This is a genomic window from Aquitalea denitrificans (assembly GCF_009856625.1).
GTDB lineage: Bacteria > Pseudomonadota > Gammaproteobacteria > Burkholderiales > Chromobacteriaceae > Aquitalea > Aquitalea denitrificans.
Genome location: NZ_CP047241.1, coordinates 126,372 through 148,899, shown reverse-complemented (window position 1 = coordinate 148,899; position 22,528 = coordinate 126,372). Strand labels below are relative to the sequence as shown.

Genomic DNA, 22,528 nt, shown 5'->3' with positions numbered 1-22,528 from the left:
GCTCTACACTGGAATGCCAATTGCTAGAGAGATTGGCTTATGGGCCAGCAAGAGCCCCACTCCAGGAAGGAATGTACTGCAATGAAACGTTTCGAGCATGCCGGTCTGACCCTTGGCAGCCATTTTCAGCCCATCTACAGTCTGGCGCACCGCCGCACTGTGGGCGTGGAAGCCCTGCTGCGTGCCGAGCAGAACCAGCTGCCCCTCTCCCCCGCTGAGGCCTTTTATGCCATGGTCTCGCCAGAACGCCGCCACGGCCTCGACCTGGCCGTCAGCCAAGCCCATGTACAGCATTTTTCCCAGCTGGAACACAGCCAGCCGCACTGGTTGTTCCTGAATGTGGATGCCGCCTCCTTATCCCGTCCTGAGCGCGCCATGGCGCTGGCCAATACCATTCGCGAAGCCGGCCTGCAGCCGGGCAATGTGGTGCTGGAAGTGCTGGAACATGTACTGGAACTGGACGAAGCCTTGATCGAAGGCGTGAATCTGCTGAAAAAAGCCGGTTTTCTGATTGCCATCGACGACTTTGGCGTCGGTCATTCCAACCTGGACCGGGTGTGCCAGCTGGAGCCGGACCTGGTGAAGTTCGACAAGGATTTGCTGCGCAGTGCCGTCAGCCAGCCACGCACCCGTAACCTGCTGTCCAGACTGGTGCGATTGATGCACGAAATTGGTGCATTGGTAGTGGAAGAAGGCATCGAAACCGAGAACGACGTGCTGGTAGCACTGGAATCCGGCTGCGATCTGGTACAGGGCTATTATGTGGCCCGCCCCTCCGCCAGCCCGGATGCGGACGACATCATCACCAAACGGCTGGATTCGCGCTGGGACGAACTGATGGTGCGCGACCTGCTCAAGCGCAAAATTACTCGCCGCCAGATCGAACTGGCCCGTCAGGCCTTTGTGCAATCCGCCATTTCGCTGATGCAGGGCACCCCGTTCGACCAGGCTGCCACGCCCATGCTGGCCATGCCCGATGTCATCCGCTGTTTCTTGCTGGACAGCGAAGGCCGCCAGATTGGCCGCAACCTCAACAGCCGCCACAACACCATTGCCAGCAGCCTGAAGTTCGCCCCGCTGGCTGATACCACCGGTGCGGTATGGTCGCGCCGCGCGTATTTCCAGCATGCCATCGACCAGCCCGGCGTGCTGTACATGAGCGAGCCTTACCTGTCGATGACCGACACCCGTTCCTGCGTCACCCTGTCCATGGCGATTGAAATTGACGAAGCCATGCATGTGCTGTGTGCCGACGTACTGGCACCACGTGTGCACAGCAGCCACGGCTGAGACCGGGTCTAAGGCACAAAAAGACAAAGGACCGCTTGCGGTCCTTTGTCTTTTACTGTCACCCGCTTACTGCGCCGGGGTAATTTCGGTAATGCTTTCAAACAGGGTGACCACTTTCTGCACCCCCGCGGTTTCGCTCACCACCTGAGCAGCCAGCTGGCCTTCCGCCGGCGTCACCAGGCCCAGCATGTACACCACGCCACGCTCGGTCACCACCTTGATATGATTGGGCGAATAGCCCTTGCCATCCAGCAGACGGGTGCGCACCTTGCTGGTAATCCAGGTGTCGTTGCTACGCTCGGAGAAACCGGAAACCGGTGCCACCACGGTGTAATTGAATACGCGCCGCACATTGGGCATGGCGCGGGCAATCAGCTCAGCCTGCTGACCGGCTTCTGCCGATGGCACCTCACCCGTCAGCAGCACCGCACGGTTATAACTGGTGGTATTGATATGCGCCGACGGCAATTTGTCGCCAATCTGGTGCGACACCTTGGCTTCGATGCTCTGGTCATCCACATAAGCACCGCTGGAACGGCGATCAGTTGCCACCAGCGCGCCACCGGCCACACCGCCGGCGGCCAGGGCAAAGCAACCGGACAAGGCGCTGGATACCCCGGCTGCCAACAGCAGGGACAGGACAGTACGTTTCATTTACTCACCTCCCAACAGCATGTAATCAATGGCATCACACAGCGCATGCACCAGCAGAATATGCACTTCCTGAATACGGGCAGTACGCAGCACCGGCACGTTCAGCTGTATGTCCTCGGGCGACAGGATTTCACTGATCTTGCCGCCATCCTTGCCGGTGAGGGCAATCACGCCCATGCCACGCTCGTGGGCGGCATAGATGGCCTCAATCACATTGGCGGAATTGCCCGAGGTGGAAATAGCCAGCAAGAGGTCGTTGGTATGCCCCAACGCACGCACCTGCTTGGAAAAGATCATGTCAAAGTCGTAGTCGTTACCAATGGCCGTGAGTGCCGAGGTATCGGTAGCCAGCGAGATGGCTGCCAGGCCCGGACGCTCCTTCTCGAAACGCCCCAGCATTTCAGCGGCAAAATGCTGGGCATCGGCAGCCGAACCGCCATTACCGCAAGCCAGGATCTTGCCCTCGTTCATCAGGCAGCTGACCATACGCTCCGCCGCCAGTGCTACCGCAGGGGATAGCAGCTCCATTGCCTCCTGCTTGGCGGCTATGCTTTCCAGAAAATGTCCGTTGACGCGTTCAATCAGGTCCATGCTTTTCCTTGTAGCAGCCATGGATGGCGGCTATGCAAAAATGTTTTTCAACCACTGCAACGGCTGTTCGCCTTCACTCAGCACAGCATCAAAACGACAGGGTGCGTCTACTCGCTTATCAGACAGGTAGACCGTGGCCGCATGCATGAGTTTCCTCTGTTTGGCAGCCGTAATACTGTATGCCGCCCCACCAAAACGGCTGCTGGTACGGTGACGCACCTCTACAAATACCAGGTAGCGGCCATCGCGCATGATCAGATCGATCTCACCACCGCGGCACAGCCAGTTGCGCGCAACCAGTTGCAAACCCTGCTGCAACAAAAAGGACAGCGCACGCTCTTCTGCCTGCTGTCCTTGCCGGTTCATGTGCGCTACTCGCCTTCGCCGATCAGCGACACCGGCAGTTGACGGTCAAATACCCGGTCACGCCCTAGCTTGAGGTCGCCGGTAACACCATCCAGCTTGATGGAGGACGGATTGCGTGTGCTCCCCAGCAGCAGCGCCAAACGATAGGCATCTATCCCCAACGCGTACAGGCGCTCGGTCTGCAAGGTAAGTGCGGTCGACGGACGCGCATAGCGCTTTACCGCCGGATGCTGCGGCATCAGGAACCACGGCATGTCGATAAAGCGCACTCCAGCCAGCTGCTTGTCAGGACTGCGCGTGCTGATTTGCGAAGTGGCATACACCGGTAGATCCGGCAGCAGCGTCGGTTTCAGCCGCGCTGCCTCTGCAGGCTCCACGGCCAGAAACACCGCGTCAGCCTTGCTGGCCGCCTGAGCCAGCTCGGGCAGATTCTGCCCGTTGTCCTCCAGTTGTGGCACATCCCGGTTACCCAGGCTGCGCCATTCGTCGGCAAAGGCCTGCTTCAGCCGGCTGGACAGCACCTCGCCATCAGCGATGATCAGCGGATTGGTACGACCATCTTCGCGCATCAGGCGGGCAATCTGTCTGGCCTCCACCTCAACATTCAGCGCCAGGGTAAACAGCTTGGGATTAGTCGGTACATCGCGGCCCACCGCATTGAGTGCCAGCGTGGGTACGCTGACATGCGGCGCCACCGCGGCAATGCCGGCACGCGACAAGGGGCCGATCACCACGTTCACACCGCTGGCCACCGCCTCGCGGTAGCGCTGGGCGGCATTGTGTTCGTCGGCATCAATCACCACCACCTCGGCCTGCGGATCTGCATCATGCGCGGCCTCTACACCGCTGCGTACCACCGCCGCCGCCTCGCCCAGCAATTTGGACTCGGTGGGCAGCAACAGCCCTATTTTCAGACGCACCGCCTGTTTACCGGGCGCAGCCAGCGGCTTGGCCACCGGGGTTACAGGGGCGGATGCCGGCTGCGCCTGGGCGCGCGGGCTTTGTCCGGCCACGCTATTGAGCGGCGCAGCATTGAGTTGGATGATATAGTCCGGTGCCTGCGCTTGCGCAGCCGTCAACCATGTCATCATGACGCCAACCAACAGCGGAGCCAGTCTTTGCATACTTCGTTCGCTCACTTGCTTGAAACTGCACGGGAAAGTTTCTGTCGCGGCACATTATATGTGGTGGCCACTCCCATTGGAAACCTGGGAGATGTTACCGCACGTGCACTGGCGGCCTTTAGCGTGGCCGATGTCGTCTGCGCGGAAGACACCCGTGTTACCGGCAGCCTGCTTACCGCCTATGGCATTCATGCCAACAAGCTGGTCAGCCTGCGCGAGCACAACGAACGCAGCATGGCCGAGCAAGTCATCCGCTGGCTGGCGGAAGGGCAGATCGTGGTGCAGGTATCCGATGCCGGCACCCCTGCGGTATCCGACCCCGGCGCGCGGCTGGTGGAAGCCGTGCGCGCCGCCGGCCATCCGGTACGCCCCATCCCCGGCGTATCCGCCGTCATCACCGCCCTGTCCTCCAGCGGCTTTACCAGCAATGCCTTCCTGTTTCACGGCTTTTTGCCGCCCAAAAGCGGCGAACGCCGCCGTACCTTGCAGCAATGGCTGAGCGCCGACCACCTGGTGGTGTGCTACGAAGCACCGCACCGCATTGTGGACACCCTGCAGGACATCGTGGCCGAACTGGGGCCGGACCGCCGCCTGATGCTGGCGCGCGAGCTGACCAAAACCTTTGAAACCTTCCACAGCCTGCCCGCCGGCGAGCTGCTGGAATGGGTAAAGGCCGACAGCAACCAGCAGCGCGGCGAAATCGTGCTCATCATCGACGCCGCCCCACAACAGGAAGACAAGGCCGGTTTGCCGGAAGAAGCCATCCGGGTGATGAACATCCTCAGTGCCGACCTGCCAATGAAGCAAGCCTCCACCCTGGCCGCGCAAATTACCGGAGCCAACCGCAAGCTGCTGTATGACCATGCGCTGAAAATGAAAAAGGACGCCGGCGAGTGATTTACAAGCCACGGCAGATGGGATAGACTTGCCTCCTCTTGCGATGCCCGGGTGGCGAAATCGGTAGACGCAGGGGATTCAAAATCCCCCGCCGCAAGGTGTGTCGGTTCGAGTCCGACCCCGGGCACCATCTGCAAGACCAAAGAAGTCCACAGAAGTGTAAGAAACCCGCGCCAGATATAGGTTTGCGGGTTTTTTTACGTCTATAGCAGTCCAAAATGGCCTATTGCAATCCAGCAATCAGCGGGGGCATATTCGGGGGCATCGGTTTTGGGGGCATGAAATTGTGCCCCCATACATTGCAGCCATAGCAACAGGTACACCCCATGCCCCTCACAGCCATTCAGGTCAAACAAGCCCTGCCCCGTACTGACGGAAAATCCCTCAAGCTCACTGATGGTCTTGGCATGTACCTTGAAATCATGCCCACTGGGTCAAAATATTGGCGCTTGAAGTACCGTATTGATGGTAAAGAAAAGCGACTTGCTCTCGGCGTCTACCCCGATGTCAGCCTCTCAGAGGCCAGAGAAAAGCGTGATGCTGCCCGAAAGCTCATTGCCAATGGACAAGACCCGAGCGTAGCCAAGAAAGAAGAGAAGCGTGAACGTAAGCTCGCCAGTGAAAACTCATTCGAGATTATCGCACGGGAGTGGTACACCAAAGAGCTGCCACGCTGGAGCGAAGGCCACGCTACCCGTGTTATCGAATCCCTAGAGGCTGATGCCTTCCCCGATCTGGGCAAGCAAGCCATCACCAGCCTCACCGCCCCCATTATCTTGGATACCGTCCGCAAGATTGAAAAACGAGGTGCAGTTGAAACGGCACAGCGAGTCCTTCAGCGCATCGGTTCTGTCATCAAGTATGCCATCCAAACTGGACGTGCCAGCTACAACCCCACAAACGACCTTACAGGCGCTTTACGTGCCAAGAAGGTAGAACACAGGCCCGCACTCCCCAGAGGCGAGCTGAGACAGTTCTACAGCCGTCTGGAGGCAGAGCCTCTGTACATTCCCACCCGCATTGCCATGCACTTGTTGATGCTGACCTTTGTCCGCCCGGGTGAACTTCGCCATGCACGTTGGGAAGAGTTCGACATTGAACGTGCAGAATGGCGCATTCCGGCTGAACGCATGAAGATGCGTGAGCCTCACATTGTTCCGCTGTCCACACAAGCTCTTGCCTTGCTGGAGGAGTTGAAACCAATTACAGGCCGTAGCGTTCTACTTTTTCCTTCTGTACAAGACCACAGCAAACCGATGAGTGAGAACACTCTAGGCTATGCAATGGGGCGTATGGGCTACAAGGACATTGCCACTCCGCATGGTTTCCGTGCCTTAGCATCCACTGTGCTGAATGAAGAGGGATTTGACCCTGACATCATCGAGCGCCAACTTGCCCATGCAGAACGCAACAAAGTACGTGCTGCGTACCACCGTGCGGAGTACCTAGAAGAGCGCCGCAAATTGATGCAGTGGTATGCAGATTTTCTCAGTAGCCAGCAGCGCTGTAATGTATCTCACATTTCCGAAGGCTCCAAGAAAACTGCGTAGCAATAAAAACCAACCACAGCCAAAAAAATGATTAACCACAAATCACAATGCATCACACTATCCGATGATGAAAATAATTACACCTTATTTGACTACATTTCTGGTTACTACCCTCACCAACCCACCTCAAACACGTTAACCGAAGATGAGTGGATAAAAAAATGGATTAACGTATCGGATACCGCTGAAATATTTCTTGGTGAATTCTATGAAATAGGCAGCATAAGTAGACTAGTAAGAAGTGGATATGAATTTGACAAAGCAACATTTAACACTATCCAATTAGCGAACCAATTATTCGAAACATACCTATACGCAATTCAATTTCACTCCAGTGCATTAAATGTAATTGACATAAAAACTATAGAGAAAAATCCATTCCTAAGGGATAATATTACTCTTACCAGATGTACACATGAGATATGGATAGCTCAAAATGAAGCAGGCATTATCACCCCACTACTTGACAAGGCTAACTTAGAATTGCATTTAGAAAATGCAAAACTTAAATTAGAGTGCTTGGCGAGCAGAGCAACAAACAATGTCAGAGCTAGCAAAGGTGGCTTTGAAAAATCAAAGCGAAATGAGCCTCTAATAGAATTTTGTCGCCAAATTTACATACGAAGCTTACCGATAGAAAACTTAACTAGATGGAAAGAAACTGCCGCTGATGCAATAATAAACTTTGCGCGAGACCTTCCAATAACCGGCACAAAGAAAAACGTCCCCGCACGTGAAAATTTGATAAGAAGGCAAATTGACAATTGGTTAAAAGAAATAAGACTTACCAAGAAATAAAACACACCACATTCGACATACCACAATAAACAAAAACCGTCTACTCCCTCTGCTTGAGCAGAGGGCATATCTTTGTAAATCACTAAAGCATTATTCTGTGGGTCATCTACTTGAAGCCAAGAAAGGCCAATAATGACCACAGCTCCCCACTCTTCTCATAGCATCATCCGCTTGCCAGAGCTATGTCGCCGCACGGGTCTATCCCGTGCAAGCATCTACAACAAGCTCAATCCTAGACATAAAAGCTTCGACACATCATTTCCCAAACAGATTTCTCTTGGGGCACGTGCTGTTGGCTTCTCTGAATCTGATGTCAATTCTTGGCTAGGATCACGCATAGCCTTGACTCACTAAACAGTCATCCTCAGATATTTTAAATTCTCTGACGCATCATAAATCTCTAGAGGGGAGCTGCTTAACAGCTCTCTTCCTTATGCACATCGTCGACTCTACGCAAGTGGTGACTGAGAGTATATTTAATAGCATATACACCAGCATTTTATGACTTATTTTATGGTATTTTTCGTGAAAATTCTTATATATTCCGTTACAACTAATATTAGTTTTATGATCGCAATATGCTGAATTTACTGGGAATTGCTTAGCAGCTAACCATCTTATAACCCCTACATCTTGCAATTCGTCAAAATTGAATTGGAATTTAAATGAAATTAAAGAAAAATCTCAGAAATTTCCGTATTGTAATTAATAAAGTTCACTCAGAAAGCATAGGATATTTTCTTCCTTACAGTAAAGGAAGGATTGATTTTATCGAGTCAGATGGTTCTGTTTGGGTAAACTTCGATAAGGGACAAGCAGGGGTCAGAGAGACAGGCTACTCGTTGTATGTTGGCAATTTAAATGATTGTGATGAACTATTTGAGCTAGTCGATGAAAGACTTTCATTCTTGTAACTAACACAGTCCACAGCTTAGTAAATCACACAACACACAGAGTGAGGAAAAAGCAGAGCTCAAGGAATAATTTGACAAAATAGCACAGAAAGTTTTTGGCTAAAAAACACGTAGACCCAACATCCACGGGCATTCGACGGGGATAGGTCAACTGCTGCCTAGCACAAGGCAAGTAGGACAAATGGTGAACTCTCAGTAGGAAAATTTCCTGAAATTGAGAACGCGTCTAGTTGGTGATAGAAGCAGAATGCTTCTACTCAGCAATAGTACGTTAAGTATACCTGTACTCTCTTACTAGAGAAAGGAATGCATTGGACTTTACTACAATGATGCAAGAGCAATTTGCTGCTGGTGTTCCAGCAGAAAGGTTTTACGAAACAGTACGACAATACGACCATACAGCCTTTACAGCTTGGTTAGATGATTCAGGTCTTGAAACGGGGAAAATGGACAGCCGCAGAAATGAGAACGGCATTTTTCTGGGGTATGAGTACGATAAAGAAATTATGGATGCAATCAAGCGTGGAATGGTAGAAGCATATGAAAGGTTCGATTCACCATACCTCCTACATTTAACTATTTTTATGGATAATGACAACAACATCAGCGGTTTTTTTAATGCTTTTGATACTGCATGTGAAAGAGAGCTCGGTTTCAGACCACTCCATGTAGCGGCCATTGAACGTAAAACTCAAAAAGAGATTGAGCGTACTTTCCAATTCAGACCAGATGGATTTCACTATCAATGTGCCATTTGGATTAATTATTCTGAAAATGCCACGAGTAAAATAAAAAGAATAATCAAAAGACAAAAGGGTCATACCGTACTAAACAATCCAAGAGCATCAAAAATAACTGGTGGGCACTTCATCAAAAATTCAATTACTGAATTATTAATGGGTCTTAAACATCTTGGTGGGTATGTAGCAAAAATTCACCCAACAAAGCCAAAAAATAGAGCTGAGTTAAAAAGATGGCTAACCACAGCCGGTATTAATAAGGTACTAAACCGCTACATTACATCCAGATTAAGAAAATGGAAAAGAATAAATTTATTACCACTTAAAAATCTGAAATCTTACGCTTAACACATATACACAAAGGAGTATGTAATATGCTATGGAAAAATGAAGAACTAGAAAATGAATTACACAGAAACAATCTTGAAATATTCTCAAGAAAAAATCTTAGTAATGGAATTCAACTAATAATGCGCGGCGGCTCATTAATTAATATTTACAATACAGGAACTGTCCACATACAAGGAAACAAAGCAGATTCATTAGAAAAGGAAATTATTAATCATATTTGTAACAGAGAAAACACCACCCCGAAGGTTTACGTTTTTCTGGGCACTGAAGAGGCTGAAAATTCAGCACTCCATGAAAAATTAACAATGGCTGGCATTTCTTACAAAGCAACAAAAAATTTATTTCTTTCTCAATGAGAAAATGCCCCCTACCAAGGGGGCTAGTTCATTTCCTAACCATCAAGTTTTTTCAGTTGTTCGTGCGCAATTAGAACCTGACCAAGCGCCTTTTTCTCTTTTTCAGATAGTTCGTGATCTTCATAATCATGCGCTCCCTCCAATCTCACTTGCACATGCTTCGCATCAATTATCGACTTAAGCATATCGAAATCTTTATAATCTAAAGGCTCTTCGGCTACTTCAAAAAAATAGCCTGAACCAGCAGTTCTATCCAATGCAGAGTCAGGCATTTCTCGATCATAAATCAATTTTTCATCTGCCAATATTTTCACCTTATTAAAGTTTAATATTGATCGACCTTGATAACAAAATTCCATGAAAACAATCGGTGTCTTTTTGTAATTATCAGGAACGGCCACATACGCTTCAACTCTCGTACCTTCATCCGCACTGAAATGAAAAGCCGGGTGATAATATGCTACTTTTTTGAATGCATCATGCGTTATGTTGCTATTATCTTTACTACCCTTAGAATGAAAAATCTGCATCGCATCAAGAATAATTTTCTTTCTTTCCTCTAAGCTAAGTTCCTTTGCGACTGTCGCATTTATTTTATCTAGTTCTTCTTTTGAAGTAACAACCTCATCGGAATTAGATTTTTGACCACACGCACTAAGCATCAAAACAAGGTAGATTAACAAAAATTTGTTATTGTTATTAAACATATTACATATTCCATATAAATTATCGGCGGGCAATTAAGGAAAAATAAAACGCTAGAAATTATCCTAATTTGGGATATTTTTTTAGTCATGTTGCCATCAGAGGATGAAAAGCATCCATGACGAGCGCTACCGCTCCCTTATCGAGAAGCTCATCGAGCTTCGAAAGGACGGGAGCATAACACAGGTTCAACTAGCAGAAAGACTAGGAAAGCCCCAGTCATACATAGCAAAGATAGAGAACTTTGAACGTAGGCTGGATGTGGTGGAGCTGACTGACTGGGTGAAGGCACTCGGCTCGAACCTACAGAAGATCATTCATTCACTGCCTTGGATGTAGCGCCTCCGACCTTCACTTTAAGAAGTGACTCAAGCTATCCCACCTGGGGGCATTTTTGGGGGCATATAAGTTATCAAAATAACTAAAACCATTGTTGGCTGTGGTTTTCAAGCCACACTTCGATAGTGACCCCGGCACCAAATCCTTACCAGATAAGGATTTCAGCAAGAATCAAAACAGCGCCGCAAGGCGCTTTTTTGTTGCCTGAAACCTGCCATGGAACACTGGTGGGACACTAGCGCAAAGCAGCACAAACCGACAGGCTCATCCCGCAGCTTGGCCGTGCCACACCCGTCCCCGGTATTGACAAGCCAACCCCGCCAACCAACAATTGCCGCGTGCTGTTCAATAGCGGCACCGGGTTTGGCGACCCGACAGATAAGGCGGACAGCCGCTCTGCGGCTATTTTTATGTCCGTTACATACCATTGGTACGTCCTTTTTCTATGGCGGGCCGTGGTGGGGATACCTTCGGGTATGCCGGTTTCCTTGACGCCGGTTCGCCAACCTCGCCATGCGCCTGCCACCCTCGTTTGGCGACGAGAGGCGGGTCTAACCCAGTCAAGGAGGCATACCATGCCTGGCATCTCCCGCGCCCTGTTGCGCCCTCCCCCCGCGATTTTCTTTCCCCTTGCAGCCCTGCCATCCTTCAGCAAGGAGGCCGGCGCATGAATACCCAGCCCCTGCAAAGCGAGGCTGCTCCGGCCGCCTATCTGGCCCTGGCCACCTTTCAAGACCAACTCAGCCGCCTGCAAACCCTGGCCAGCCTGCCGGAGCACGCCGCGCTGCATCAGCAAATCAGCCTCGCCCGCACTGATATCGGCCAACTCCTGTAAGAGACAGACAGCGCCGCAAGGCGCTGTTTTATTGCCCGTCGTTTACGCAAGCCTCCCCCTGCCGTCCACCAACAGCCCGCCCAGCGCGGGCTGTGTGCTGTTTCGCATCCCCACACCAATTTCAAACTGACGTTCTGCCCGGTAATAACCCATCTTCATCGTGGTGCCGGGTGCCTTCAAATCCGAAGCGATTGCCGGATACGAGGCACGGATAGCCTGCGAAGTGCTGCACCAAGCGGAAATATTGGACCGCCCCAAAGGCCGCAGCACCAGGACGGTGAACGGCGGCAAAAGCGTCGGCAAGGTGTACCGCATGCATCTGTACCAAGTCATGCAGGGTGAGGAGGAAGAAGAGGGTAGAAATTCTCACGTAAGGAAATGCTGACGCCAACACCGGCAACTCTTGTGTAACCCTTTTGATTTATATAGATTTATTTGTTGGCTGTGTTGGCTGTGTTGGCGGTAGTTGCGTCTGAAAACCACCCCTCCCGCCCAGTTGGCGGTTTCAGGTTAGCTGTTGGCTGCAAAGTTGGCAAAACAGACAACAATTTAAATTTTATAAATCAAATACTTAGACAACATATGGCGTTATTGGTGGCATTGACGGCGGGTTTTGCTACATACGTGAGAAATATTCAACTAAATTATGAAATTTGCATTTACAATCCACTATGACCCTCTTGTGTACAATGTTGCGAAAAGCTATTACTATTTTTATATAAAACCAGATTACTCATTCAGTAGATAATTTTTTACGCGTTCAAATTACTCACAATCCTTCATTGTGATATTTAATATCTCACGACAAATTTGGCATGGAAAAAGCAACTGAAGACATATCAATCTTCTGGTGGAACGTTTATGATTTTTATCATTTTGACAATTCAACGAGAAACCAAAACAATGGGCAGAGATGGCCTGCTTCGGACAAAGAATACCAATTAAAATGCAACGCAATAGATAATGCATTAAGGGCATTCATAACAGAACATGGCAAACCTACAATTATTGCACTTGGAGAAATAACTGCAAAGTCAGCATCCGATTTAAAAGACAGGCTATTCCCTGAATATAATTTAATATCACTCGATGTCAAACCTGGGGCACCATCATTACAGCTAGCTATACTGCACAAAAAAACAATACAAGGTGTTGAATTAACTGAGGCCCCTCCAATAGTTGTTCCATATACACACAAAAGCACAAGGCCAATGGCCGTTTTGAATATATCAAGTAATAACTCAATCATTCAATGCATAGTTTGTCACTGGCCTGCCAAATTTGAAGATGGTTCAGAAAAGTGCAGGGAGCGAATTGCCGATTACTTGTCACAATATGTATATGATTTTCTAAACACAGATAGTTTAAAAAACAAAAAAAAGAAAAGTACCATTTTAATAGGTGACTTCAATCAAGAGCCATTCGAAAAATCAGTCTGGAGTGATCTAAATACCCATAGACATCGAGCCAGAGCATTTGATAAGCACTGGACTGATAAGGATATAAAGCGTGTACATTTGTACAATTGCTCTTGGAGGTTGCTGGGAGAATTATCACCTTTGCTACCTTCAGGAAATATGAAAAATGCAGCAGGAACATATTACTGGAAGAAAAAGAAAAGTTGGCACAACCTAGACCATGTAATAGTTAGCCAGGGCCTTCTAGGCACCACCCCTCCATTTATTGATGAATCTTCATTGACAATAATTGCACTACCTGAATTTATCCCATCCGGGGTTCCTGAAAAATTCTCAATAACCCAAGATGGACACTCAGGACTATCAGATCACCTCCCACTATTTGCAACAATTAAAATGGAGTTACATTAAAATGACTGATTTTTTAAAAATTATTCAAACCACACTCCAAGACATAAACTCTGGTTTTGAAACCGCAAAAAACGACTTGAATAATGTTGTAGAATCAATTAACGAAGCAGTTTTGAAAACATCTGCCCGCAGCTTCTCAATGTACACTAGACCACTCACTGAAAGTCCGAAGGGCGATATATATCGAGTATATTTTGATACTGACACAGAGGATTCAGATGCTGAAGTAATGACAATTATGGATTTTATGATATATCCCAAAGGCTACCCTATTGACATGGGTAGCTATAGAAAGCAAACCGGGGCTTTTTCGCCAATAAAGAGATTGGCAAATCGCTCCGATCTTGAAGAATTTTTTGCTGCTGCTCTTTCCGATCCTGAATCTTCAATCATTCAAGCAATTGGATTCGGAATGAGAAAATATAGAAATGCAATGGATATGGATGACGAAATACCGTTTTAATCTCAACAGAATTAGAGCAAATTCTAACATTTCCGTTTAGTCTTTAGCATTTTTGCATTCCAATAACCTTGGATGAAAATACAAGAAATGTGTTAGCTAGTTCTAGTAAATAATAAACCGGATTTCTGGACTAAGTCTGTTCATGGATTGGTATAACTTGGACGTGAACGAATTTGAACGACCCCATACAGGTGCTCAGATTTCGGACCAGACTTGATTGACTGTGTATAGATCCTTTTTTCACAAATCAAAGAACACCGCCTGTATTGGCTTCCCAGCCACACTTCGATAGAGACCCTATCCAACAACAAAACACCCCCGCTCCATCTGCATGGCCGGGGGTGTTTGGTTGTGGCCGCCATCCGGCGGACGTTTCAGGCGGGGTCAGAACTTGAGGTTGAAAGCGGTGTACAGCGAGCGGGCCGGGCCGGCCACGCCTACGCCCCAGGGGATGCCGGCGCGGCTCATGGTCATGCCCTGTCCGGTGTAGGCGCCGCCCAGCGGCAGGGTGTAGAAGCGGTTGAACACGTTGTCGATGCCCACGTCCACGCTGAACCGTTTGTTTTCATAGCGGGTGCGCAGGTTGAACAGGCTGTAGCCGGGGGTTTTGACTTCGTTGCGCACGGCGGAGACGTCCGTTTTGGCGCGGACGGCCTGCCATTCTGCGGTGCTGGTCCACTGCCCCAGCGTGTTTACCAGCGCCAGTTTGGCGTTGAGCGGCATGATGTTGTACAGATTGTCGCCAGTGGTGAGGTTTTCGCCACGGGTGTAGCTGAGCTGGGCGGTGGCAGTGAAACTGCCTAAACCGGTGGTTTTGGCCAGTTGCAGCTTGCCGCTGACGTCCACGCCGTATAGCTGGGCGTTCTGGTTGACGTATTGCAGTACCACGTAGCCGGTGGTGGTGGTCTGGTTGTTGTTGGCGCTGCCGTAACGCTGGGCGTCGATGTAGTTTTCCACATAGCTGTAGTAAGGGCTGAGCTTGAATTGCCAAGCTTCGCCATCAGCGGCGTGCCAGTTGGCGCTGCTGCTGAGGGTGTGGGCCACTTCCGGCTTGAGGTTGGCGTTGCCGACATAGCCGTTGCCGTCGCCGGCGAAGTTGTTCATCACTGCGGCCATGGTGTTGCTGGACCAGGTATAGCGCTCGTACAGATTGGGGGAGCGGGTTTTCTGCGCGTAGGCCAGTTCGTATTGCGCTGTTGCCGACGGGGTGTAGCGGGCCAGTGCGGACAGGTCGAGGTTGAGGTCGGTACGGGCGTGGTTTTGTGCGTTGAAGCTGGCGGCGTCAGTAGCGTAGGAGGCGTTGTTGTTGTAGCCCGCTACGCTGCCGGTGTTGCTTTTCACCTGACTTAGCCGTGCGCCGATGATGCTGCGCCATTGTGCTGTCCAGTCCGCCTGCCATTCGGCAAAGGCGTCCACGCGGTCGCGGTTGCCGTCCTTGATGTTCCAGAAGGTGTTGGGGCCCATGCCGCCGGTGGCACCGGCTGCCGGCCACCAGTCGTTCAGGCTGTAGCGCTGGATTTCGCTGCCCAGTTTCAGTTTGTCGCGCGCGTTGAGCGCCAGCTCGGCACTAAGGCTGCCGCCCAGGGTGTGGCTGGCAGAGTCCATCGGCATGCCATTATAGCTGCCGTACTTGGTTTGCTTGTCGTCGCCAAAGTCCATGCTGTGACGCACATACTGGCTGTACAGGCGGGCGTCCAGCTCGCCCCAGGCAAACTGGCCGTTGTAGTGCAGGTTCAGCTGGTTGCTGCTGTTGTCGGTCATGTCCATGCGCTGGTTGGCAAAGCCTTCGTACGGGGTGCGTTGCACGCCCACTTTGGCTTCCAGCAGCTGGTAGTTGTCGCGCCAGGCCAGGCCCAGTTCGTGGTTTTCGGTCTGGTAGGCGGTGGAGCCTACTGTTTTGCCATCCATCCAGGCGCGGCCCGTGGCGGCGAGGCCGGATTTCTTGAAATCGGCGGCGGCGTCGTAGTTGTTGCTGCGGGCGGTGGAGCCGGTGTAGTTGATGCTGACATGGTCGTTAGCCAGCGTGGCGCTGGCATTGGCACCACGGGCATCGCCATTGCTGCGGTAGAACGCGCCGACGTTGCCGGTCTGCAATATCTGGCCTGCCTCGGCAAATTGCGGGGCGGCGGATTTGGCCACAATCACCCCGCCGATATTGTCGCCGCCAGCACTGACCGGAGCCGCACCGTTATATACCTGCACGCTGTCCACCTGGCTGGCATCCATATACGACAGCGGTGAATTCATGTGATTGGGGCAGGCAGCCACCAGGCTGGCACCATCGGTCTTTACCAGCAGGCGGTCGTCGGCCAGGCCGCGCAGTACCGGCAGGCTGGAGAAGCCACCGGCGGCATGCAGATTGAGGCCGGGAATGTCTTGCAGCAGCTGGGCGCTGTCGCTGCTGCGGGCGGCTTGCGCGGCCAGTTGTCCCGGGCTGAGGCTGCTGCCATTGGCCTGGCTGTCCGGCCGCGTGCCGTGGACCACCACCTCCGGCAGTTGTACAAGTTCGGTGCTGCTGTCGGCTGCCTGTGCCATGCGGGGAAAGGCGGACAGGGCAAGGGTAACGGCCAGGACGGCCGGTTTGGCGTGGAATTGCATGGTTATTCCCAAGTGAGCGACGGAAAGGAAGGCATGCCGGATCAAGAGCCGGGTCTTGTCTGGCCGTGTTATCAGCCAACCTGGGCTGGCTGTTCATCCAGCACTCAGGCTTGCTTGCAATGACCAAACAGCTGTTTGACATTTGCCAGGGCGAGCGTAGCAAGTTGACGCGGAGCTGGGATGTGACCAATTGCCGCAGCAGGCGGCCTTGCCCATGGCCTGGAGATGCCACGTCATGTAGTCTGAAACGCGCAAGTGAGTTTCTTTGCGTTTAGCATGACATCTGACAAACTTGCTCAGTACACTAGGACTTGGCCCGGGGACTTGGCTTGGGCCGTACCATCTCGTGTGCGGACAGGGCAATATCCTGCACCCGACCATCCTGGCGCTGTTACTTTCCACCACCCCGTAGCGACCACCGTGAACAAGATCTGGCACACCTGGCTGATCAGCCTTTTCATTACCCTGCTCGCCGGCCTGGTTGGCATGGCGGCGGTATGCGTGGCCGCACGACAGGATGAAGAGCTTGCCCGCTCCCAGGCGCTGGCAGATGCCACCGACCGTGGCAATGCCGTAAAGGTGGCCATCGATCGGGCGCTGTCCTCTACCTATGCGCTCAGCGCCATGGTGCGCCAGGGCCGTGGCCGGCTGGATGATTTCGAAACCTTTGCCCGCCCGCTGATTACCTACTATCCGGGCGTGATGTCCTTGCAGCTGGCCCCGGGTGGGGTGGTGCAGCAAATCTATCCCTTCAAGGGCAATGAAAAGGCGTTGGGCCATAATCTGCTGGCCGACCCCACACGCAACAAGGAAGCCTTTATCGCCCGCAACAGCGGGCAGATGACCCTGGCTGGCCCCTTTCCACTGGTGCAAGGCGGAATTGGCGCGGTGGGACGGCTGCCGGTGTTTCTGAACCCGGACAAGCACAGTGCGCCGGTATTCTGGGGCTTTGCCATTGCACTACTGCGCTTTCCGGATGTGTTGCACAGCGCCGGACTGAACTGGCTGTCACAGCGCGGCTACCGCTACAGCCTGTGGCGACAGCACCCGGACACCCGCCAGGTACAGATATTGGCAACCTCAGAGCACATCCCCCCCACCCTGAACGACCCGGTGCATTACCAGATCAACATGCCTAACGGGACATGGCTGCTGGATGTCCAGCCCAGGGATGGCTGGCACAACCAGCAGCGCATTGCCATCAACAGCCTGCTGGTACTGGTAATCAGCGGCCTGCTGGGCTGGCTGGCCTGGCAGATGGTAGAACTGCGTCGCCGCCGTGCCGAGCTGGCCTTGCTGGTGGCATTGCGCACCCGTGCACTGGAGCAGGAAACCTCAGACCGGGAAGCCGCCGAACATACCGCGCTGTCGGAAACCATGCGCCAGGCCGCACTGCTGCAAACGGCATCCGACGGCATTCACATTCTGGATGAACATGGCCGCTTGACCGAATACAGCCCTTCTTTTGCCAGCATGCTGGGTTATGACATGGAGGAAATGCGCCAGTTTGTCCTGGCCGACTGGGACCGGGAAATCCCGCCCGAGCAACTGCAGCAGCTGATCAGGGATAGCGGCACCCACGGCCAGCGCTTTGAAAGCCGCCATCGGCGCAAGGATGGCAGCTTGCTGGACGTGGAAATCAATGCCAAGACCGTCACCATCGGCGGCCGGCCCTATCTTTATGCATCAGCCCGCGATATCAGCGAACGCAAGCACGCCGAACAGCTGCTACGTATTGCTGCCACGGCATTCGAAGCCCAAGAAGGCATGGTGGTAACCGATTGCCACACCGTCATCCTGCGGGTAAACGGAGCCTTCAGCCGCATCACCGGCTATACCGCAGATGAGGTGGTGGGGCGCAAGATCAGCCTGCTGCAATCTGGCCGTCACGACAGCGCCTTCTACCAGCGCCTGTGGCAAAGCCTGCAGGAACTGGGGGCATGGCAGGGAGAAATCTGGAATCGGCGTAAAAACGGGGAAATCTATCCGGAATGGCTCAGCATCAGCGCGGTACTGGGTGACGACGGCAGCGTCAGCCACTATGTGGCCACCATGAGCGACATCACCCAGCGCAAGGCAGCTGAAGACAAGATCAAGCGGCTGGCCTTCTACGATCCACTCACCCAACTGCCCAACCGCCGCCTGCTGCAAGACCGGCTGCAAATGGCTCTGGAACACAGCCTGCACCACCAGCAAACCGGTGCCTTGCTGTTTATTGATCTGGATAATTTCAAGACGCTCAACGATACCCTGGGCCACGATATGGGCGACCGGCTGCTGCAAGAGGTGGCACTGCGGCTGAATGACTGCCTGCGACCGGGCGATACCGTGGCACGCCTGGGTGGCGACGAATTCGTGGTGATGCTGGAAAGCCTGGACAGCGAAGCGGCTCAGGCTGCCCAGCTGGCACGCGGCATCGGCCAGCAGATTCTGGAAGCCCTGGCCCGCCCCTATCCCATGCTGGATGGCATGCACCACAGCACCTGCAGCATGGGGGCGGTATTGTTTGACGGTGAGGCCAGTTCGGTGGAGGAACTACTCAAGCGGGCAGACCTGGCCATGTATCAGGCCAAGGCCGCCGGTCGCAACACCCTGCGCTTTTTCGACCCGGAAATGCAGCAGGCCGTTACCGCCCGCGCCGAGCTGGAAGCAGCACTGCGACGCGGGCTGCAACAGCAGGAATTCGTGCTCTACTACCAGCCGCAAGTGGATGCCGACGGACACATCAGCGGAGCCGAAGCCCTGCTGCGCTGGCAGAGGCCAGAGCATGGACTGGTGGGGCCGGTCAGCTTTATCCCGCTGGCCGAGGAATCCGGCCTGATTGTGCCGCTGGGCGAATGGGTATTGCACACCGCCTGCCACCAGTTGGCCGAATGGGCGGAAAACCCGGCCACAGCCAGACTGGAACTGGCGGTCAATGTCAGCGCCCGCCAGTTCCATCAGGCCGGTTTTGTCGACATGGTACGTAATGCGCTGCGCTTGAGCGGTGCGCCGGCACAGCGCCTGAAACTGGAGCTGACCGAAAGCCTGCTGCTGCAGGACGTAGACGATACCATCCACAAAATGAACACACTGAAACAGGATGGCGTGTGTTTCTCGCTGGATGATTTCGGCACCGGCTACTCCTCGCTGTCCTATATCAAGCGCTTGCCGCTGGATCAGCTCAAGATCGACCAGTCCTTCGTGCGGGACATCGACAGCAATGTGAATGATGTCTCCATCATCCGTACCATTGTGGCCCTGGCCAGCAGCATGCAATTGCAGGTGATTGCCGAAGGCGTGGAAACCGCCAGCCAGCGCGCGTTTTTGTTACAACAGCACTGCTACGCTTTTCAGGGCTATCTGTTTGGCCGGCCCATGCCGATTACCGATTTCCTGCAGCTGCTGCAAGACCGCTAGCTACACCAGCCTTAACACCGTGGAGTTTTGCATGCATTTCCACAGCGCACCCGGCCCCTGCCTGATCGACACCCACTGCCACCTGGATGCTCCGGAATTTGATGGCCAGCGCGATGATATCGTTGCTGCCGCTCAGGCCAGCGGCGTCGGGCAACTGCTGTTGCCATCCATCCACAGCGACAGCTTCGCCGACAGCCTGGCCATGCGCGCACGCTATGGCTGCTGGATTGCCTTTGGCCTGCATCCCATCTACCTGTCGCGTCATCTGGACGATCACCTGCAGATACTGGAAGAACACCTGCAGCAGCATGCCCCGCTGGCGGTGGGTGAAATCGGGCTGGATTACTACCTGCCGGGGCTGGATGCCGCCAGGCAGGAAAGCCTGCTGGTGGAACAGCTGAAACTGGCACGCAAATACAATCTGCCCGTGCTGCTGCATGTACGGCGCGCGCAAGACCGCATTCTCAAATACCTGCGCCAGACTCCCGTCCCCGGCGGTATTGCCCATGCCTTCAACGGCAGCCGGCAGCAGGCGGACGCCTTCATTCAGCTGGGTTTCAAACTGGGCTTTGGCGGTGCCATGACCTACAGCGGTTCACGGCGCATCCGCGAGCTGGCCACCACCCTCCCGCTGTCCGCCCTGGTGCTGGAAACCGATGCCCCGGATATCCGTCCGGAATGGGCACAGCAGCAGCCCAATGTTCCGGCCAATGTGGAAAAATTTTCATTTGTCATGGCCGAATTGCGCAACATCGACTTGAATGAGTTAAGGCTCGCCCTGTGGCGCAATACTTACCAGGCCATCGGCCTGCCATTGCCAACATAACAATGTGGCGGTGCGGGGTGATTATCAAGCAATACCATGCTAATGTGCGGGCCCTGTGTAGACCGGATGCACCAGACAGAATAGATGGCCGCAATCACCCGCCATCCTGACAGCAGCTTCCGGCCATCGGCATGAAGTAACAGGCAAGCAGAATGCATCAGCATCCTCTGCCTGCAGCCTGAAGAAGAGGTACGGGGAATATCATGAAAAATCTATCCATCGCCGCACGCATCACCATGGGCTTTGGCCTGCTGCTGCTTGCGCTCGCCATTATCGGCAGCATCACCCTGCAAGGACTGGGCCGTATCGACCACCGGGTCGAGGAGGTCTCCAGCCACGAACTGGTGTTCTTTCGCGATGTGTCGCAGCTGCGCGTACACATGGGCAATCTGCGGCGTTTTGAAAAAGACTACTACCTGAATATCGCCAGCAGCGGCAAGCGGGCGGAATATCTGGCCAAGTGGAAGGAAACCTACGCCAAGGCCCAGGACACGGTGGGCAAGCTGTCGCAGTCGCTGGCCGATGGCAATAACAGCCTGAACAGCAGCTTGTCCGGCCCGGTGCGCAAGCAGGGTGAATTGCTGCAAGCCTATGCCGACGGCTTCAACAGCGTCAGCAGCCAGGTGGAAGCCGGCACCATCACCACACCGGCAGACGGTAATGCCGCCATCAGCAAGTTCAAGGAAAACGTGCATCAGATGGAGGAGATGCTGCAAACCATCAGCACGGCGGCAGTAGACGCCGTCAATGCACTGGGCAGCCAGATCAACGCCACCTCGTCCTCGGTACGCAATGCGGTCATGGCCTTGCTGGCCATTGCCCTGCTACTGGGCATTGCCCTGTCCTGGCTGATCATCCGTTCCATCCGCCACCCGCTCAACAGCATGCGCGACAGCAGCCAGCATCTGGCCCAAAGCCGTGACCTGACCCACCAACTGCCCGATCTGGGCCGTAACGAGCTGGGCAGCATGGGCCGCTCGGTATCTGATCTGGTTGGTACGGTACGGACGCTGATCCAGGAATCACACGGCTACTCCTCGCAACTGGTGGGCGTAGCCGACCAGTTGGGTGATGTCAGCGATTATGTGGCCAAGGCCTCGCACCGGCAGTCCGAAGCAGCCTCTGCCAGTGCCGCCAGCATCGAACAGATGACCGTCAGCATCCAGATGGTGTCGGACAATACCCTGGGGGTGGAAGAACAGGCCCGCAATGCCACCAGCGAAGCCACCCGCAGCAGCCAGCTGGCAACACAGGCCGCAGAAGAAATCCGCCACATTGCCAGCAGCATTACCGATACCGCCCAGGTGATCGAACAGCTCAACCAGCGCTCCGGTGAAATCGGCGATATCGTCAAAGTGATCCGCGACATTGCCGACCAGACCAATCTGCTGGCCCTTAATGCCGCCATCGAAGCTGCCCGCGCTGGCGAGATGGGACGCGGCTTTGCCGTGGTGGCCGACGAAGTGCGCAAGCTGGCCGAGCGCACCAGCGAGGCCACCGCAGAAATCTCTGCACGCATTTCCGGCGTGCAGACCGATACCCGCCAGGCCTTTGTCAGCATGCAGCAAGCCAATGCCCGCATTGAAACCGGCGTCAGCAGCACCCAGCAAGTAGCGCAATCACTGCAGTTGATCCGGGATCTGTCACAGCGCTCGGTAGACAAGATCGGCGATGTGGCCGGCGCCATCAAGGAACAGAGCCAGGCCAGTCAGGATGTAGCCCGCAATGTGGAACAGATTGCCCAGATGAACGACAGCACCAACCGTTCAGTGCAGGAATCCCACCAACTGGCACAGCAACTGAAGGACCTGTCCGCGGCCCTGGACGAGAGCCTGAACCGTTTCAGGGTATGACCACCCGTAGCGCCACAAAAAAAGCCGCCTTCACAGGCGGCTTTTTCATG

Annotated in this window: 22 protein-coding genes and 1 tRNA gene; 16 read left to right on the top strand and 7 right to left on the bottom strand. The window is 53.5% G+C overall.

Annotation, left to right across the window (positions count from 1 at the left end; all coding sequences use genetic code 11):
• Positions 1–81 precede the first annotated feature (81 nt).
• Positions 82–1,290 carry a sensor domain-containing phosphodiesterase gene (locus GSR16_RS00715; RefSeq protein WP_159874682.1) on the top strand — a complete coding sequence of 403 codons (1,209 nt, stop codon included), beginning with the start codon at positions 82–84 and terminating at the stop codon, positions 1,288–1,290.
• Between the two features lie 66 nt (positions 1,291–1,356).
• Here GSR16_RS00715 and GSR16_RS00710 read toward each other — a convergent pair whose 3' ends face one another.
• From GSR16_RS00710 to GSR16_RS00695, 4 genes are read right to left on the bottom strand one after another with little or no spacing between them, the layout of a single operon-like run.
• Complete coding sequence (locus tag GSR16_RS00710; RefSeq protein WP_159874681.1) at positions 1,357–1,944, bottom strand: BON domain-containing protein; 588 nt, start codon at positions 1,942–1,944, stop codon at positions 1,357–1,359.
• Positions 1,945–2,535, bottom strand: coding sequence for a phosphoheptose isomerase (locus tag GSR16_RS00705; RefSeq protein WP_059285308.1), 591 nt, complete (start codon positions 2,533–2,535; stop codon positions 1,945–1,947). It lies immediately after the preceding gene.
• Positions 2,536–2,565: 30 nt separating this feature from the next.
• The gene (locus GSR16_RS00700) at positions 2,566–2,901 is read right to left on the bottom strand and encodes a YraN family protein (protein WP_159874680.1); all 336 of its coding nucleotides are present in this window, start codon (positions 2,899–2,901) and stop codon (positions 2,566–2,568) included.
• 5 nt (positions 2,902–2,906) lie between these two features.
• Positions 2,907–3,992: a penicillin-binding protein activator gene (locus GSR16_RS00695; protein ID WP_240902567.1), complete on the bottom strand. Its 1,086-nt coding sequence runs from the start codon at positions 3,990–3,992 to the stop codon at positions 2,907–2,909.
• A gap of 27 nt (positions 3,993–4,019) precedes the next feature.
• Here GSR16_RS00695 and rsmI point away from each other — a divergent pair, with 27 nt between their 5' ends.
• The 8 genes from rsmI to GSR16_RS00655 all read left to right on the top strand — a co-directional run bounded on the left by rsmI (position 4,020) and on the right by GSR16_RS00655 (position 9,631).
• Positions 4,020–4,922, top strand: coding sequence for a 16S rRNA (cytidine(1402)-2'-O)-methyltransferase (gene rsmI / locus GSR16_RS00690; RefSeq protein ID WP_159874678.1), 903 nt, complete (start codon positions 4,020–4,022; stop codon positions 4,920–4,922).
• A 45-nt stretch (positions 4,923–4,967) separates the two neighbouring features.
• Positions 4,968–5,052, top strand: a tRNA-Leu gene (locus GSR16_RS00685).
• Between the two features lie 196 nt (positions 5,053–5,248).
• Entirely contained in the window at positions 5,249–6,472 is a 1,224-nt protein-coding gene (locus GSR16_RS00680) for a tyrosine-type recombinase/integrase (protein WP_159874677.1), read from the top strand.
• Positions 6,473–6,499: 27 nt separating this feature from the next.
• Positions 6,500–7,270: a hypothetical protein gene (locus GSR16_RS00675; RefSeq protein WP_159874676.1), complete on the top strand. Its 771-nt coding sequence runs from the start codon at positions 6,500–6,502 to the stop codon at positions 7,268–7,270.
• 132 nt (positions 7,271–7,402) lie between these two features.
• Entirely contained in the window at positions 7,403–7,624 is a 222-nt protein-coding gene (locus GSR16_RS21415) for a helix-turn-helix transcriptional regulator (protein WP_159874675.1), read from the top strand.
• A gap of 311 nt (positions 7,625–7,935) precedes the next feature.
• Positions 7,936–8,184: a hypothetical protein gene (locus tag GSR16_RS00665; RefSeq protein WP_159874674.1), complete on the top strand. Its 249-nt coding sequence runs from the start codon at positions 7,936–7,938 to the stop codon at positions 8,182–8,184.
• 326 nt (positions 8,185–8,510) lie between these two features.
• Complete coding sequence (locus GSR16_RS00660) at positions 8,511–9,272, top strand: hypothetical protein (RefSeq protein ID WP_159874673.1); 762 nt, start codon at positions 8,511–8,513, stop codon at positions 9,270–9,272.
• Between the two features lie 26 nt (positions 9,273–9,298).
• Entirely contained in the window at positions 9,299–9,631 is a 333-nt protein-coding gene (locus GSR16_RS00655) for a hypothetical protein (protein ID WP_159874672.1), read from the top strand.
• Positions 9,632–9,666: 35 nt separating this feature from the next.
• Here the strand turns inward: GSR16_RS00655 and GSR16_RS00650 are convergent, their stop codons facing one another.
• On the bottom strand, positions 9,667–10,338 hold the full coding sequence (locus GSR16_RS00650) for a hypothetical protein (protein ID WP_159874671.1): 672 nt from the start codon (positions 10,336–10,338) through the stop codon (positions 9,667–9,669).
• 103 nt (positions 10,339–10,441) lie between these two features.
• On the opposite strand from GSR16_RS00650, the gene GSR16_RS00645 reads away from it, so the two are divergent.
• Both GSR16_RS00645 and GSR16_RS00640 read left to right on the top strand, forming a co-directional pair.
• Entirely contained in the window at positions 10,442–10,675 is a 234-nt protein-coding gene (locus GSR16_RS00645; protein ID WP_159874670.1) for a helix-turn-helix domain-containing protein, read from the top strand.
• A 667-nt stretch (positions 10,676–11,342) separates the two neighbouring features.
• The gene (locus tag GSR16_RS00640; protein WP_159874669.1) at positions 11,343–11,510 is read left to right on the top strand and encodes a hypothetical protein; all 168 of its coding nucleotides are present in this window, start codon (positions 11,343–11,345) and stop codon (positions 11,508–11,510) included.
• Positions 11,511–11,552: 42 nt separating this feature from the next.
• Here the strand turns inward: GSR16_RS00640 and GSR16_RS00635 are convergent, their stop codons facing one another.
• Positions 11,553–11,825: a hypothetical protein gene (locus GSR16_RS00635; protein WP_159874668.1), complete on the bottom strand. Its 273-nt coding sequence runs from the start codon at positions 11,823–11,825 to the stop codon at positions 11,553–11,555.
• A gap of 500 nt (positions 11,826–12,325) precedes the next feature.
• Here GSR16_RS00635 and GSR16_RS00630 point away from each other — a divergent pair, with 500 nt between their 5' ends.
• Entirely contained in the window at positions 12,326–13,339 is a 1,014-nt protein-coding gene (locus GSR16_RS00630; RefSeq protein WP_159874667.1) for an endonuclease/exonuclease/phosphatase family protein, read from the top strand.
• A gap of 1 nt (position 13,340) precedes the next feature.
• Positions 13,341–13,802: a hypothetical protein gene (locus tag GSR16_RS00625; RefSeq protein ID WP_159874666.1), complete on the top strand. Its 462-nt coding sequence runs from the start codon at positions 13,341–13,343 to the stop codon at positions 13,800–13,802.
• Between the two features lie 384 nt (positions 13,803–14,186).
• On the opposite strand, the gene GSR16_RS00620 is transcribed toward GSR16_RS00625, so the two are convergent.
• Positions 14,187–16,400: a TonB-dependent receptor gene (locus GSR16_RS00620; RefSeq protein ID WP_159874665.1), complete on the bottom strand. Its 2,214-nt coding sequence runs from the start codon at positions 16,398–16,400 to the stop codon at positions 14,187–14,189.
• Between the two features lie 420 nt (positions 16,401–16,820).
• On the opposite strand from GSR16_RS00620, the gene GSR16_RS00615 reads away from it, so the two are divergent.
• The 3 genes from GSR16_RS00615 to GSR16_RS00605 all read left to right on the top strand — a co-directional run bounded on the left by GSR16_RS00615 (position 16,821) and on the right by GSR16_RS00605 (position 22,478).
• On the top strand, positions 16,821–19,799 hold the full coding sequence (locus GSR16_RS00615) for a bifunctional diguanylate cyclase/phosphodiesterase (RefSeq protein WP_159874664.1): 2,979 nt from the start codon (positions 16,821–16,823) through the stop codon (positions 19,797–19,799).
• A gap of 31 nt (positions 19,800–19,830) precedes the next feature.
• Positions 19,831–20,625: a TatD family hydrolase gene (locus tag GSR16_RS00610; protein WP_159874663.1), complete on the top strand. Its 795-nt coding sequence runs from the start codon at positions 19,831–19,833 to the stop codon at positions 20,623–20,625.
• A 203-nt stretch (positions 20,626–20,828) separates the two neighbouring features.
• A complete protein-coding gene (locus tag GSR16_RS00605; protein ID WP_159874662.1) occupies positions 20,829–22,478 on the top strand; it encodes a methyl-accepting chemotaxis protein in 1,650 nt (549 codons plus the stop codon).
• Positions 22,479–22,528: the final 50 nt, after the last annotated feature.

Coding starts and splice junctions, on each gene's coding strand:
- GSR16_RS00655 (WP_159874672.1), top strand. CDS start 9,299: ATGCTATGGAAAAATGAAGAACTAGAAAATGAATTACACAGAAACAAT.
- GSR16_RS00605 (WP_159874662.1), top strand. CDS start 20,829: ATGAAAAATCTATCCATCGCCGCACGCATCACCATGGGCTTTGGCCTG.
- GSR16_RS21415 (WP_159874675.1), top strand. CDS start 7,403: ATGACCACAGCTCCCCACTCTTCTCATAGCATCATCCGCTTGCCAGAG.
- GSR16_RS00635 (WP_159874668.1), bottom strand. CDS start 11,825: ATGCGGTACACCTTGCCGACGCTTTTGCCGCCGTTCACCGTCCTGGTG.
- GSR16_RS00620 (WP_159874665.1), bottom strand. CDS start 16,400: ATGCAATTCCACGCCAAACCGGCCGTCCTGGCCGTTACCCTTGCCCTG.
- GSR16_RS00705 (WP_059285308.1), bottom strand. CDS start 2,535: ATGGACCTGATTGAACGCGTCAACGGACATTTTCTGGAAAGCATAGCC.
- GSR16_RS00700 (WP_159874680.1), bottom strand. CDS start 2,901: ATGAACCGGCAAGGACAGCAGGCAGAAGAGCGTGCGCTGTCCTTTTTG.
- GSR16_RS00610 (WP_159874663.1), top strand. CDS start 19,831: ATGCATTTCCACAGCGCACCCGGCCCCTGCCTGATCGACACCCACTGC.
- GSR16_RS00710 (WP_159874681.1), bottom strand. CDS start 1,944: ATGAAACGTACTGTCCTGTCCCTGCTGTTGGCAGCCGGGGTATCCAGC.
- GSR16_RS00630 (WP_159874667.1), top strand. CDS start 12,326: ATGGAAAAAGCAACTGAAGACATATCAATCTTCTGGTGGAACGTTTAT.
- GSR16_RS00640 (WP_159874669.1), top strand. CDS start 11,343: ATGAATACCCAGCCCCTGCAAAGCGAGGCTGCTCCGGCCGCCTATCTG.
- GSR16_RS00695 (WP_240902567.1), bottom strand. CDS start 3,992: ATGATGACATGGTTGACGGCTGCGCAAGCGCAGGCACCGGACTATATC.
- GSR16_RS00660 (WP_159874673.1), top strand. CDS start 8,511: ATGATGCAAGAGCAATTTGCTGCTGGTGTTCCAGCAGAAAGGTTTTAC.
- GSR16_RS00625 (WP_159874666.1), top strand. CDS start 13,341: ATGACTGATTTTTTAAAAATTATTCAAACCACACTCCAAGACATAAAC.
- GSR16_RS00680 (WP_159874677.1), top strand. CDS start 5,249: ATGCCCCTCACAGCCATTCAGGTCAAACAAGCCCTGCCCCGTACTGAC.
- GSR16_RS00715 (WP_159874682.1), top strand. CDS start 82: ATGAAACGTTTCGAGCATGCCGGTCTGACCCTTGGCAGCCATTTTCAG.
- GSR16_RS00665 (WP_159874674.1), top strand. CDS start 7,936: ATGAAATTAAAGAAAAATCTCAGAAATTTCCGTATTGTAATTAATAAA.
- GSR16_RS00650 (WP_159874671.1), bottom strand. CDS start 10,338: ATGTTTAATAACAATAACAAATTTTTGTTAATCTACCTTGTTTTGATG.
- GSR16_RS00645 (WP_159874670.1), top strand. CDS start 10,442: ATGAAAAGCATCCATGACGAGCGCTACCGCTCCCTTATCGAGAAGCTC.
- GSR16_RS00675 (WP_159874676.1), top strand. CDS start 6,500: ATGATTAACCACAAATCACAATGCATCACACTATCCGATGATGAAAAT.